The following is a 13,035-nucleotide window of genomic DNA, read 5'->3' on the forward strand; positions in this document are numbered from 1 at the left end:
GCGCCGCGTCTATATTGTTGGGCTGTGCACCTCCCGCTCGCCCGTGCCGTCGCGCGGGCGGCGGTTTTCGTCTTATCCAGGTGGCGCCGATGTTCGACCAGCTCAGCGACAAGCTCGAAGGCGTATTTTCCGGCCTGCGGCAGCGTGGAGTCCTTACGGAGCCCATGATCCGCGAAGGGCTCCGGGAGATCCGCCGCGTCCTGCTGGAGGCCGACGTCAACTACCAGGTCACGCGCGACTTCATGAAGCGCGTGGAAGAGAAGGCGCTGGGGGAGCGCGTCCTGAAGTCGGTTACGCCGGGGCAGCAGATCGTCAAGGTGGTGCACGAGGAGCTGACCTCCATGCTCGGCGAGAAGCGCTCGCCGCTGGCGCTGGCGCCGCTCCCCCCCACCGTCATCATGATGGTGGGGCTGCAGGGCTCGGGTAAGACGACCACCGCCGGCAAGATCGCGCGGCGCATGAAGCGCGAGATGCGCCAGACGCGCCTGGTGGCCTGCGACGTCTACCGCCCCGCCGCCGTGGAGCAGCTCCAGACGCTGGGCGAGCAGGTGGGCGTTCCCGTCTACGCCGAGCCGGGCTCCACCGACGTGGTGGGCATCGCGCGCCGCGCGCTGGAGCTGGCCAGGAGCGAGCGCGACCGGGTGGTCATCATCGACACCGCCGGGCGCCTGCAGATCGACGAGGAGCTGATGGACGAGCTCCGCCGCCTCAAGGAAGCCGTCGGGCCGCACGAGATCCTCTTCGTGGCGGACGGAATGATCGGCCAGGAGTCGGTGAACGTGGCCAAGGGCTTCGACGACGCGCTGGACGTGACGGGCGTGGTGCTCACCAAGATGGACGGCGACGCCCGCGGCGGCGCAGCCCTCTCCATCTTCGGCGTCACCGGCAAGCCCATCAAGTTCCTGGGCGTGGGCGAGAAGCTGGACGGGCTGGAGGAGTTCCACCCGGAGCGGATGGCCGGGCGCATCCTGCAGCAGGGCGACGTGCTCTCGCTGGTGGAGAAGGCGGAGCGCGCGTTCGACAAGGACGAGGCCGCCAAGCTCGAGAAGAAGATGATGGGCGCGGGGCGGTTCGACCTGGAGGACTTCCTGGTCGCGCTGCGCCAGTTCCAGAACCTGGGGCCGCTGGAGAACCTGCTGAAGCTGATCCCGGGCGTGAACAACAAGATGTTGAAGAACGTCAAGGTCGATCCCAAGCAGTTCAAGCACATCGAGGCGATCATCCTGTCGATGACCCCCCAGGAGCGCCGCCGCCCCGAGATGCTCAACGGCCCGCGCCGCGCCCGCATCGCCCGCGGCAGCGGCCGCCCGGTGATGGAGATCAACCGTCTCCTGGCGCAGTTCAAGGAGATGCAGAAGTTCATGAAGCAGATGAAGGGGCTGCAGGGGATGATGCCGAAAGGCGGGATGCCCAGGCTGCCGTTCGGGGGCGGGATGCCCCGAATGTAGGGGAATGGGGATTGGGGAATGGGGAATGGGAACAGCGCCGGCGGCTCCGAGCTCTTGTCCATTCCCGATTCCCCATTCCCGATTCCCGTTTTTTCGATCGTCCGCTCGCACGCTGATGCCGGCAAACCGCCGCACGGGCTGGACGCCACCCGATCCACCACCAGGAGTCAGGAATGGCACTCAAGATTCGCCTCCGCCGGATGGGCCGTAAGAAGGCCCCGCACTACCGCATCGTCATCGCGGAAAGCGCCAATGCGCGCGACGGCCGGTTCGTGGCCAACATCGGCCACTACAACCCGACCACCAACCCCATGACCCTCGTGGTCAATCGGGAGAAGGCGCTCTTCTGGCTCGCCCAGGGCGCCACGCCCACCGACACGGTCAACTCGCTCCTCAAGAAGGGCGGCGTCTTCCAGCCCGTCCCCGAGGGTGTGGTGGAGAACGTCGCCGCCGCCGCCTCCGGTGCCGTCCAGGGCGCCGGGCGCGCCGCCAAGGGCGCCGCGGGTGCCGTTTCCGGTGCCGCTTCGGCTGCAGCCGGCGCGGTGACGGGCGTGGCCTCCACGGCCGCCGGCGCGGTGACGGGCGCTGCTTCGACCGCCGCCGGTGCGGTGTCGGACGCCGCTTCGTCGGCTGCCGGTGTGGTGACCGGTGCGGCTTCCAGCGCGGCTTCGGCGGTTGCGGACACCGTCCGCTCCGCCGTCGAGCGGGTGACCGGCGGCGGCGGCGACGCCGCGGCGGACGCCCCCGCGGCCGAGACGGCAGATGCGCCCGCGGCCGAAGGTGCCGCCGACGCGACCGAAGAGAACGCCGGCTGAGCAGTCTCGAAGTGACTGAGTCCGAGGGGGACTTCCTGATCGTCGGCGCGGTGCAGAAGCCGCACGGCATCAAGGGAGAAGTGTTCGTCCGCGTGGAGACCGACCATCCCACGGACGTCTTCGCCACCGGCCGCGTGGTGCGGCTGGCGGACGCGGAGGGGCGCCCCATCGACCGCTCGCTCACCATCGAGCGGGCCCGTCCCTTCAAGGGCGGGCTGCTGGTGAAGGCGGTCGAGATCGGTCCGCGCGACCCGCACGGGCGCGAGTCGGACGTGGACGCGCTGCGGGGGCTCACCCTGGTGATCCCCCGCGGCGAGGCCCGGCCGCTGGACGAGGACGAGGTCTTCCTCCACCAGCTCGTCGGCCTCACCGTGGCGGCGGACGAGGGAACGGTGGGGACGGTGCGCGAGCTGTACGACGCGCCCTCCGGCTTCCTGCTGGCGGTGGACCGCCCGGGCAAGGGCGAGCTCCTCATCCCCTTCGTGAAGGCGATGGTGCGCCGCATAGACGTGGAGGCCGGGGTGCTGGAGCTGAACGCTCCGCCGGGGCTCCTGGAGCTGTGAAGCTCCGCGTCAACGTCGTCACCCTCTTCCCGGATTTTTTTCGGGGTCCGCTGGGGCTGAGCATACCGGCGCGGGCGGCGGCGGCGGGGCTGGTGGAGTACCGGCTGGTTCAGCTTCGCGACTTCACCCACGACCGCCACCAGACGGTGGACGACGCGCCGTTCGGCGGCGGGGCGGGGATGGTGATGAAGCCGGCCCCCTTCTTCGAGGCCGTGGAGTCGCTGGCGCCGGAGGGGCGGGACCGTCCCGAGGGGGCGATCCTCCTGATGTCCGCGCGGGGCAAGAGGTTCACGCACGAGGACGCCGTGCGGCTGTCGCTGGAGCCGGAGATCACCCTGCTGTGCGGCCACTACAAGGACGTGGACCAGCGGGTGGCGGAAGGGCTGGCGACGGAGGAGGTCTGCCTGGGAGACTTCATCGTCTCCGGGGGCGAGATCCCGGCGCTGGCGGTGGTGGACGCGGTGGTCAGGCTCCTTCCGGGAGCCATCAGCGACCACGAGTCCGCTTCCACGGATTCGTTCTACGACGGGTGGCTGAGCCCCCCCTCGTACACGCGCCCCGCGGAGTTTCGCGGGATGGGGGTGCCCCCGGTGCTCCTTTCGGGGGACCACGCGCGCATCGCCGCGTGGCGGCGGGACGAGGCCGAGCGCCTCACCCGCGAGCGGCGGCCCGAGCTGCTGGAGCGGCCGGGAACGAGTTGACGTTGGGGACATACGCCGCGCGCGGTGCGCGGTCCCCTCAACCTCTCACACTTCAACAAACACGAGGATCGAGCGATGCATCCGTTCATGGAGACCCAGAAGGAATATCTGCGGGAGGGCCTTCCGCAGTTCCGCCCCGGCGACACCCTGCGCGTGAACGTGCGGGTTCGCGAGGGCGACAAGGAGCGCATCCAGGCGTTCGAGGGCGTCTGCATCGCGCGCAAGCATGGCGGCGTGCACGAGACATTCAAGGTCCGCAAGATCTCGGGCGGCGTGGGCGTGGAGCGCACTTTCCCGCTGCACTCCCCGATGCTCGCGAGCATCGAGGTGGTGCGCCAGGGCCGCGTGCGCCGCGCCAAGCTGTACTACCTGCGCAACCTGCGCGGCAAGGCGGCCCGCATCCGCGAGCGGCGTACGGCCCGGCCCGGCGCGAAGTAAAGCGGGGATCAGGGATTAGGGATTAGGAACAGCCACCCGGCCGGGTGGCTGTTCCCGTTTATGGCCTCACCAGGAATCGCGGCGACGCACCCCAACTTCCTGAGCAAAGCGCCTCACCGCCCTCTCCTCCGCACCGGCCTGTGGCGCGGAGCGAAGGAGACGGGCTCTCCCGTGTACACGGTCCCATCCCATGTTCGGGCGCCTGCCCTGGCCGCGGATGTGGTGTCGCGGCCGTTCGTGGAACACCGGCGTCATCGTCATTCCCATGGCACGGGCAGCCACGTGGGGCAGCCCCTACGGGATTGGTGTACACGACGAGCCTCGGAGCGGCGTTGGGCACGGGCGCGATGAATCGCGCCCCTACGGAATCGGGGTGCGGTTGTGCCGTCTGGCGGTTCGGTGTATCGTCCCTGCCGTCGATGCTGTGCCCTGTACCCCGTACCCTCTCCCTTCGCGTGCCAACCACCAAGCGCCCGCGCCGCCCCTCACCGGCCCGGCTGCGGAAGCTGCTCGCCACCGAGACCGGGCTCTGGGAGCGCGGGATGTCGTTCGTGGCGGGGGTGGACGAGGTGGGGCGGGGGCCGCTCGCCGGGCCCGTGGTCGCCGCGGCGGTGATCCTGCCGCAGGGGTGCTGGATCCCGGGGGTCACGGACAGCAAGCAGCTCACGGCGGCGACGCGGCTGGAGCTGATCGGGCGCATCACGGAGTGCTGCGTGGCGTTCGCGGTCGGCGCGGCGTCGGCGCGGGAGATCGACCGCATCAACATCCGCCGGGCGACCGCGCTGGCGATGAGCCGGGCCATCGCGCGCCTCCCCGTTCCCGCGGACCACCTGCTGGTGGACGGGCTCCCCGTGCCGGAGCTGGGGGTGGGGACGCATACCGCCATCGTGCAGGGCGACGGCTGCGTGCACTGCATCGCCGCCGCGTCGATCCTGGCCAAGGTCACGCGCGACCGGCTGATGGACCGGCTGTCGCGGCGGTACCCGGGCTACGGCTGGGAGCGCAACAAGGGGTACGGCACCGCCGAGCACCTGGCGGCGCTCGCGCGGCAGGGCCCCACGCCGCACCACCGCACCTCGTTCGCGCCGGTGCGCGTCAACTTCGACCCAACGCTTTCCTGAACGGGGCCATGCACAGCGAGCACCTCCAGAACGTACGTCCTTCGTGGGTGGCCTTCGGCTGGTTCATCGGGGTGGCGGTGATGTCCGCCATCCTCTTCGGCCTGATCGCCCTGGGCGTGGTGCCGCGCACCGGCGAGATCGGCCTGGCGTGGGTGCTCCTCTCCGTCTTCGTGGGCTTCCTGGCCGGCGGCTACCTCACGGGGATCCGCGTCCGCGCCGCCCCCATCCTGCACGCCGTGGGGATCGGCCTCTTCTCCGTCGCCGTCTGGTTCGTCGCGAATCTCCTGGCCGGTGAGACGCTCGACGCCTCGGAATGGCAGATCCCCCCCGCCTCCGCCGCCGGCGCCGTCCTCTTTCAGGTCATCGCCGCCGCCATCGGCGCCCGCATCGCCACGCGCAGATCGGGGGTCTGAGAAAAACAATCTCACACAGAGACACGGAGGGAAACAGAGAGGACGCAGAGGAACAGCATGGGAGACTTTTCTTTTCTTGTAGTTTCCTCTGTGTCTCTGTGTGAGGCTGCAGTTGCTGTTCCCCTGAACTCCATACCATCGCTTGTACGCTGAACGAATCGCCGCGGAGCTCGGGCTGCGCGCGCCGCAGGTCCGCGCCGCGCTGGAGCTCCTTCTCGCAGGCAACACGATCCCCTTCGTCGCGCGCTACCGAAAGGAGGCGACCGGCGAGCTGGACGAGGTGCAGCTGCGCGACCTCCGCGACCGCCACGAGTACCTGGCCGAGCTGGACGAGCGCCGCGCCGCCATCCTCAAGTCCATCGACGAGCAGGGGAAGCTGACCCCCGAGCTCCGCGCCGCCATCGGGCGCGCGGAGACGAAGCAGGCGCTCGAAGACCTCTACCTCCCCTTCAAGCCCAAGCGCCGCACCCGCGCCATCATCGCCGCGGAGCGTGGGCTGGCGCCGCTGGCCGGGCTGCTCTGGGCCGGCCGCACCTCCGACGCGGAGCTCGCCTCGGCCGCGGCCGGGTTCGTGAGCGAGGAGCGCGGCGTCCCCACGGTCGATGACGCGCTGGCCGGGGCGCGCGACATCGTGGCCGAGCGTATCGCGGAAGACGCCGCGGCCCGCGCCCGCGTGCGCGACCTGGTGCGCGAGCGCGGGGTGATGGAGAGCAGGGTGGCGCGCGGCAAGGAGGGCGCGGCCAGCAAGTTCCAGGACTACTACGACTTCTCGCAGCCCGTGCGCCTCCTCCCCAGCCACCGCATCCTCGCCATCCGCCGCGGCGAGGCGGAGGAGGTGCTCACCGCCCGCATCACCGCGCCCGACGAGGAGATCGTCGCGGGGCTTCTGCGCCGCTTCGCCGCCGGCCACCGCGCGCCGGAGCAGATGCGCCGTGCCGTCGAGGACGCGCACCGCCGCCTCCTGGCGCCCTCGGTGGAGGTGGAGGTGCGGATGGAGCTCAAGACGCGCGCCGACGAGGAGGCGATCGCCATCTTCGGGCAGAACCTGGAGGCGCTGCTTCTGTCCTCGCCGGCCGGCGAGCGCTCGGTGCTGGGCGTCGATCCGGGCTTCCGCACCGGGTGCAAGCTGGCCGTCGTCAGCCGCACCGGCGCGCTGCTGGCTACCGGCGTCGTCTACCTGCACCAGGAGGACCGCTTCCGCCAGGAGATCGCACGTCTCGCCGCCCAGCACTCGGTGGAGCTGGTCGCCGTGGGGAACGGCACCGCCAGCCGCGAGACGGACAAGCTGGTCAGGGAAGCCCTTCGCGACATCCCCGCCGAGCGGCGTCCCGTGGTGGCGATGGTCAACGAGGCCGGCGCGTCGGTCTACTCCGCGTCCGACGTGGCGCGCGAGGAGTTCCCGGAGCTGGACCTGACGCTCCGCTCCGCCGTCTCCATCGCGCGGCGGCTGCAGGATCCACTCGCCGAGCTGGTGAAGATCGATCCCAAGTCGATCGGCGTGGGCCAGTACCAGCACGACGTGTCGCAGACCCGCCTCAAGCGCCGCCTGGACGAGACGGTGGAGAGCTGCGTGAACCGCGTGGGCGTGGAGGTCAACACCGCGTCGCCCGCCCTCCTCTCCTACGTCGCCGGCATCGGCCCGACGGCGGCGCAGCGCATCGCCAGGCAGCGCGACCAGGCCGGCCCCTTCCGCTCGCGCTCGCAGCTCCTCAAGGTGCCCGGCGTGGGGCCCAAGACCTTTGAGCAGGCGGCCGGCTTCCTGCGCGTCCGCGGCGGCGACCATCCGCTCGACGCGTCGGCCGTGCACCCCGAGCGCTACGCCCTGGTGGAGCGCATGGCGGGCGACCTGCGCGTGGGCGTCAGGGAGCTGGTGGGGAACGAGGGCGCCATCGCGCGCATCCAGCCGGAGCGCTACGTAGGCGAAGGAGTGGGCCTGCCGACGCTGCAGGACATCCTCGCCGAGCTGCGCAAACCGGGCCGCGACCCGCGCGACGCCTTCGAGGCCCCCGCCTTTCGCGACGACGTGCAAAAGATCGAGGATCTGCGCGAGGGGATGACGCTGCAGGGCACCGTCACCAACGTGGTGGCGTTCGGCGCCTTCGTGGACGTGGGCGTGCACCAGGACGGCCTCGTGCACGTCTCGGAGCTCTCCGACCGCTACGTGCAGGATCCCAACGCCGCCGCCCGCGTCGGCGACCGCGTGACCGTGCGCGTGCTCTCGGTGGACGTGCCTCGCAAGCGCATCGCCCTCTCCATGCGCAGCGGCGAGGCCAGGCCGCCTCGCCGCCCCGAGCGCCAACCCGATCGCCGCCCCGGTCCGACGCAGGGCGCACCCAAGCCGCCCCCGCCGAAAGGCGTGGCGCCCAACGGCATGCGCATCACCAAGCGATGATCCTGCGCAGGAGAGTAAAGAACAGATGCCTCACACAGAGCCACAGAGAAACTGAGAGAAAAGCAGAAGGGGTTCTCTGTGCCCTTGAAGTTCCCTCCGTGTCTCTGTGTGATGTTTTTCTCCTGTGGTTCTCCCTCTCCTGCGCCTCTGCGTAAGACTTCCGTTGGGCGGCGCCGGTTGAGGCACCGGACGCATGTCGTTATATTGCCCCGCTTGTGGGCTGGTAGCTCAGTTGGTAGAGCACGCGACTTTTAATCGCTAGGTCGTGGGTTCGAGTCCCACCCGGCCCATTCATCAGAAGCCCGCACGGTGTCTAGAGATTAGACCCGTGCGGGATTCTCGTTTCTACCCTGAGTCAAACGGAGGATGATCCACGAATCACCTGGCGTGCCGGTGGCGCAGAAAGTACGATGTTGAACGGGGCGAAGAGCTTTGTCGAGCCCTCGGGTGAGATGCCGATGCCACCGTCGCGGACCCTGGCGACCTCGGCTCGCGGAATCACCCCCTGACCGAGGTGGTCGTCCGGGGGACATCCCCTACTCGGCGCCGCCAGGAGCGTTGTAGTCCTCCCAGGACGGCACCTAACGTACCCAGCAGTACTGCCGTGCGCAGTACGACCCGGCGGACGCTGCCTGCTGGTCACCTGGATCGGGGCGTAGGCGCGGCCTCGAAACCCCCATCACTCGCCGGAGCAACCTATGCGATACCTCGCCATGACCGCCGCCCTGCTACTGGCTCCCTGCGTTCTGGGCGCGCAGGGGCCGCTGATCAGGAGCACTCGCCCGTCCGTTCTGCTAGTCCAGCCTGCGCAGCGGTCCGTGAGCATCACACTGGAGGGCGAGCGGATCTGGCCAGGCGGACCCAATGACCCGGCACGGTGGGCAGTGGACGTGCGGCGCCAGGGCGGCCAATGGGTGCGTGCGCAGGTCGTCAGCGGGAACACCGTGGCGACGTCCTTCATCATCCCGGCGCATCCGCTGCTCCAATCGGCCGGCACGCTGGAGGCCCGGCTGATCGTGGACGGCACGCACTCCAACACCGTCGGGATCCCGATCGTCGTTGAACGGCCGCGGCTCACCGGCGTCTCCCCCGCAACGCTCGCCATCCGCCCGTCCATGACGGACGCAAACTGGAAGGTGGCGCTTACCGGACAGTACTGGATGTATCCGCTCCACATCACGGTGAACGGCACGCATATCCCTCGCTTCGAGGAGAACCTCCCCGCCGGATACGCCGCGTTTCCGCTCCCGCCCGAGATGCGCAAGCCGGGGCGCTACACCGTCGTAGTGCGCACCGCGCACGGCGTGTCGGAGGCGCGGGCGGTGGAGGTGGTCGCTCCCTTCACCATCGTCTCCACCACGCCGGGGCGGGTGATGCAGGCGGCGCTGCAGGACACCGCCTCGAACGTTACCGTGACAGTGGCGTTCGGCGGCACGCCACCGCAACGGATCGCGTGGAAGACGGACCGCACCGGATCGTGGGCGGCGACGCCGGCATCGTACAACATGCGCAACGACGTGCTCACCATCCAGCTGCCGGTGCGCGCGCTACGAGGGGCGCAGATGATCGATCTGCAGTTCGCCAACGCGGCGGGCGAAACCGGGGCGCGTATCCCCATCGACCAGATGCCGGCGCGGACCCGGGTGGAGGTGCCGGAGATCCCGCGCACCAGGGCGAGCGACCCGTCACGCGTGAACCGGCCGCCGGTACAGCCGCCGCCGCTGCGCCGGCCCTGAACGAAACCATCCGGGCTCACGAACAACCCGGAGCCGGAGCCGGCCGCCGCTCCGGAAACGTCGCGTGAGATCAAGGCCACGAGCGTAGCGGCCGCGGCAGACGGCCAAGCGCAAAGGTGCAGCGCCGCAGGGGTGCACCCGCGCGAGAATCGGAGACAAACACCCATCCGCTTCAAGTGGTAGCCGGGCAGGAGGGCGGGCACCCTGACTCGCTTCGCGCGATGTTACGTTGGCCTGCCCTCCTACCGGGTAGCATCAACCGTCCGCGTGTGATTCCAACCCGAGCAACTCCATCTCCGAGAACCTGGCGAGCCACTCCTCATGTGCCCGGGGATTCCAGGCAAGCTCAGAAGTCATGAGGTGGTGCATCTCCGGGCTGCTCAGAGCACAGAAGCTCTCCGCGGCTTGCTCCAGGGTGATGCCGGCGCGTAGCGCGGCGCCAACGAGCAGACGGAGGTGCCGAATTTGTTTGTCGAGCCGCTCCTCTAGAAGCCGGGCGCGTAGTGAAACCGCGAATTCCTCGCTGTCAGCCGCGCCGCGGAGGACAGCGTGGAAGGGACTCGTGCGAGCGAGTACGCTGCAACAGAACGCGACATAGGCGCGCAGGCGCTCGCGCGACGTAGGAAGCGCGGCCATATCGGCAACCATCGCATCGTGCGACCCGCCTTCAGGTGTGGTCGTGCGGTCGCTCGGCGCGTCGCTGATCGCATGCTCAACCACTCCCTCCAGCAGTCCCCGCTTCCCCCCGAACGCAGCGTAGACCGTTTCGGCGGCCACCCCCGCTGACTCGGCGATCCGTGCGACGGTTGTACCCTTATATCCGTGCTCCAGAAATAGCGTGGCGGCAGCTTCAATGATGCGCTCCCTAGTCAGCTTCGCCTGCTCCCTTCTGATCTGGGAACGGTAGGCGCGCGAAGGAGGCTTGACAGGCTCGCTCATTTGATTACAGTGTTACTGTAGTGATTTGCTCCGGACTGTAACCTATAGGACGCGGCGTCCATGGCACACGTCAGGCCGGCAGCACCCGGGAGGCTGAACTTTCATCTTACGCCCGCACCCGCTATGGGGTACCGGCACCACTCCTATCCTTCAACCCCCACCGGAGGGCAGCTCTATGAAAAGCCACAGCGAGCAAAAACCTATCTTTGCTCACGCGCTCAGTCGACGGGATGCGCTCACCCTTTGTGGGACGGCAGCGGCCGCGGTGTCGCTGGCCGGAATCGCAGCTACCGCCGCCGCCGCGGAGGGGGTGCACCCCACGAAACGGACTACCTTCGATGATCCGCCCGTGGTGCCGCTGCGACCGATTGTGCTGAACGCGCGGCCAGCGCCGATCACCATCGATCCTGCCCATACCGCCCTGCTCGTTGTTGACATGCAGAACGACTTCGGCAGCGAGGGGGGAATGTTCGACCGAATGGGCATCGATGTCTCCATCATCCAACGAGTCGTCCCTCCCATCGCGCGCGTGCTGGACTCCGCCCGCGGCGCGGGGATGAAGGTCGTCTACCTCAAGATGGGGTTTCGCTCCGACCTGGCAGATCTCGGCGCTCCCGGGTCTCCGAACCGCGAGAGGCACCTGAGCATCGGCGTTGGGAAATCGATTCAGGCCCCCGATGGTCGCGAGAGCCGGATCCTGATCCGAGACACCTGGGGCACGGACATCGTTCCAGGTCTTCAGCCCGAGGCCGGGGACGTAGTGATCTACAAGCACCGGCATAGCGGGTTTTTTGAGACGAAGCTGGATGAAACCCTGCAGCAGATGGGGATAAAGTTCCTCATCGTAACCGGCTGTACTACAAGCATATGTGTAGGGACGACGGTGCAGGATGCAGCCTTCAGGGACTACAGCTGCATCGTACTTTCGGATTGCACCACCGAGCCGATCGGGTACGGATTGCCGCGCAGCAACCACGACGCATCTCTCTTAGCCATCGAAGCTGTATTCGGTTGGGTCTGCGGCTCGGATGAATTGATTGGAGGCTTCGATGACAACACGACGCCCGCGGATTCAGGTCTCGGAAACAAAAGCTCTGAATTGTAGCACACTTCGATTTGGGGCGGATTGCCGCGGCGTCCGCTGGCCGGGGCGGTCAACGGCGCGCCAGGCACTTTGCCTGAAGATCGACAACGCTAGTCGGATCTCCTCCCTCCCGCGATCACCAGCGCGGCGACGATCAGCAGCGCCGCGACGGCGAAGGTGATGCGCATGCCGGTGGAAACGGCGGCGGGAGGTGCCGTCGTGATGTCGGGGGATGAGGATGCGAAGGCGAACACCGCGCCCATCACCGATGCGCCGGTGATGAGGCCGAGGTTTCGCGACAGGTTGAGCATGCCGGAGACGACGCCCCGCTGGTCCGGGCGAACGCCGCTCATGACGGTGGTGTTGTTGGCGGTCTGGAAGAGCGCGTAACCGGCCGTGATGACGACGATGGGCGCGACGTACCCGGCGACGCCGAAGCTCAGCGGCAGCAGGGACAGGGCGGCGGACCCGGCCGCGATGGCGGCGAGCCCGGCGATGGTGAGGCGCGGTGCCCCTAGACGGTCCACGATGCGGCCCGCGGGCGCGGCGGTCAGCGCGGCGACGAGCGGACCGACGGAGAGCACGAGCCCCACGAGCGCCGCGTCCAGCCCGAGCGCCCGCGACAGGTGGAACGGCCCCACCACCAGCGTCGCCATCATCACCGTGGAGACGAGCGCGCTGGTGGCGAGGCCCGTGCCGAGCACGCGGTCGCGGAGCATCGCCAGCCGGATCAGGGGCGATGCGGCTCTTGTCTCAGTGACCACGAAGAGGGCGGCTCCGAGCACGGCGCCCGACAACAAGGCGATGTTGAGCGGACCGAAACGCCCGCGTCCCATCGTCATCGCCAGCGCATAGGCCGCGAGCGTCAGAGCCAACAGCAGCGTACCCAGGTGGTCGTGGCGCGCCCGATCCGTCCGCGGCGCGGGGCGGTCGGCGGGGAGATGGCGGTGCGCGAGAAGCAGGGCCGCGATGCCCAGCGGCACCTTGACCAGGAAGATGGCGCGCCAGCCGAGCCCGGCGATCAGCACGCCACCCAGCGACGGCCCGAGCGCCGTGCCGATGGCGGACATCGTGCCGAGCAGCCCCATGGCGCTGCCGGTCTTCGCCTTCGGCACCGTCTCCCCGACATAGGCCATGGTGAGGGCCATCATGACGGCCGCGCCCAGGCCTTGGGCCGCCCGCGCGGCGATCAGCAGCCAGAGCGCGGACGCGATGCCGCTCAAGCCCGAGGCCAGCGTGAACAGGACGATCCACTGGACGTCCTGAAAGGAGGCGTCGAACGCCTGTGCCAAGGCCGGCAGGCCGACATTGGCGATGCTGGTGCCGAGCGAGGACAGCAACATGCACAACGCAAGGCTGGCGAGTGCCCATGGCCGTCCGGCATG

12 protein-coding genes and 1 tRNA gene are annotated in these 13,035 nt (G+C 69.0%); 11 read left to right on the forward strand and 2 right to left on the reverse strand.

The window, feature by feature from the left end:
• The first annotated feature begins 89 nt into the window (after nucleotides 1–89).
• The 10 genes from ffh to VF584_05365 all read left to right on the forward strand — a co-directional run bounded on the left by ffh (nucleotide 90) and on the right by VF584_05365 (nucleotide 9,627).
• On the forward strand, nucleotides 90–1,448 hold the full coding sequence (ffh, locus tag VF584_05320) for a signal recognition particle protein (GenBank protein HEX8209586.1): 1,359 nt from the start codon (nucleotides 90–92) through the stop codon (nucleotides 1,446–1,448).
• Between the two features lie 173 nt (nucleotides 1,449–1,621).
• Nucleotides 1,622–2,263: a 30S ribosomal protein S16 gene (rpsP, locus tag VF584_05325; GenBank protein ID HEX8209587.1), complete on the forward strand. Its 642-nt coding sequence runs from the start codon at nucleotides 1,622–1,624 to the stop codon at nucleotides 2,261–2,263.
• A gap of 11 nt (nucleotides 2,264–2,274) precedes the next feature.
• Nucleotides 2,275–2,826: a ribosome maturation factor RimM gene (gene rimM, locus VF584_05330; GenBank protein HEX8209588.1), complete on the forward strand. Its 552-nt coding sequence runs from the start codon at nucleotides 2,275–2,277 to the stop codon at nucleotides 2,824–2,826.
• Nucleotides 2,823–3,527: a tRNA (guanosine(37)-N1)-methyltransferase TrmD gene (gene trmD, locus VF584_05335; protein HEX8209589.1), complete on the forward strand. Its 705-nt coding sequence runs from the start codon at nucleotides 2,823–2,825 to the stop codon at nucleotides 3,525–3,527. Before rimM ends, trmD begins: the two co-directional genes overlap by 4 nt.
• Before the next feature lie 75 nt (nucleotides 3,528–3,602).
• Nucleotides 3,603–3,965: a 50S ribosomal protein L19 gene (gene rplS / locus VF584_05340; GenBank protein ID HEX8209590.1), complete on the forward strand. Its 363-nt coding sequence runs from the start codon at nucleotides 3,603–3,605 to the stop codon at nucleotides 3,963–3,965.
• Nucleotides 3,966–4,420: 455 nt separating this feature from the next.
• On the forward strand, nucleotides 4,421–5,086 hold the full coding sequence (locus tag VF584_05345) for a ribonuclease HII (protein HEX8209591.1): 666 nt from the start codon (nucleotides 4,421–4,423) through the stop codon (nucleotides 5,084–5,086).
• An 8-nt stretch (nucleotides 5,087–5,094) separates the two neighbouring features.
• Nucleotides 5,095–5,499 (forward strand): hypothetical protein, encoded by a 405-nt coding sequence (locus tag VF584_05350; protein HEX8209592.1) that lies wholly within the window; start codon nucleotides 5,095–5,097, stop codon nucleotides 5,497–5,499.
• 142 nt (nucleotides 5,500–5,641) lie between these two features.
• Entirely contained in the window at nucleotides 5,642–7,891 is a 2,250-nt protein-coding gene (locus VF584_05355) for a Tex family protein (protein HEX8209593.1), read from the forward strand.
• A 217-nt stretch (nucleotides 7,892–8,108) separates the two neighbouring features.
• Nucleotides 8,109–8,181 (forward strand) — tRNA-Lys (locus VF584_05360).
• 528 nt (nucleotides 8,182–8,709) lie between these two features.
• Nucleotides 8,710–9,627 (forward strand): hypothetical protein, encoded by a 918-nt coding sequence (locus tag VF584_05365; protein HEX8209594.1) that lies wholly within the window; start codon nucleotides 8,710–8,712, stop codon nucleotides 9,625–9,627.
• Nucleotides 9,628–9,882: 255 nt separating this feature from the next.
• On the opposite strand, the gene VF584_05370 is transcribed toward VF584_05365, so the two are convergent.
• Complete coding sequence (locus tag VF584_05370) at nucleotides 9,883–10,566, reverse strand: TetR/AcrR family transcriptional regulator (GenBank protein HEX8209595.1); 684 nt, start codon at nucleotides 10,564–10,566, stop codon at nucleotides 9,883–9,885.
• A 175-nt stretch (nucleotides 10,567–10,741) separates the two neighbouring features.
• Here VF584_05370 and VF584_05375 point away from each other — a divergent pair, with 175 nt between their 5' ends.
• Nucleotides 10,742–11,671 (forward strand): cysteine hydrolase, encoded by a 930-nt coding sequence (locus VF584_05375; protein HEX8209596.1) that lies wholly within the window; start codon nucleotides 10,742–10,744, stop codon nucleotides 11,669–11,671.
• 89 nt (nucleotides 11,672–11,760) lie between these two features.
• On the opposite strand, the gene VF584_05380 is transcribed toward VF584_05375, so the two are convergent.
• Nucleotides 11,761–13,035: MFS transporter (locus tag VF584_05380; GenBank protein ID HEX8209597.1), on the reverse strand; the 1,275-nt coding region annotated here is incomplete at its 5' end.

This window comes from Longimicrobium sp. (genome assembly GCA_036389135.1).
GTDB lineage: Bacteria > Gemmatimonadota > Gemmatimonadetes > Longimicrobiales > Longimicrobiaceae > Longimicrobium.

Excerpts from the sequence above, each read along its gene's own strand:
- VF584_05350 (HEX8209592.1), top strand. The coding sequence starts at position 5,095 with ATGCACAGCGAGCACCTCCAGAACGTACGTCCTTCGTGGGTGGCCTTC.
- rpsP (HEX8209587.1), top strand. The coding sequence starts at position 1,622 with ATGGCACTCAAGATTCGCCTCCGCCGGATGGGCCGTAAGAAGGCCCCG.
- rplS (HEX8209590.1), top strand. The coding sequence starts at position 3,603 with ATGCATCCGTTCATGGAGACCCAGAAGGAATATCTGCGGGAGGGCCTT.
- VF584_05370 (HEX8209595.1), bottom strand. The coding sequence starts at position 10,566 with ATGAGCGAGCCTGTCAAGCCTCCTTCGCGCGCCTACCGTTCCCAGATC.
- ffh (HEX8209586.1), top strand. The coding sequence starts at position 90 with ATGTTCGACCAGCTCAGCGACAAGCTCGAAGGCGTATTTTCCGGCCTG.
- VF584_05375 (HEX8209596.1), top strand. The coding sequence starts at position 10,742 with ATGAAAAGCCACAGCGAGCAAAAACCTATCTTTGCTCACGCGCTCAGT.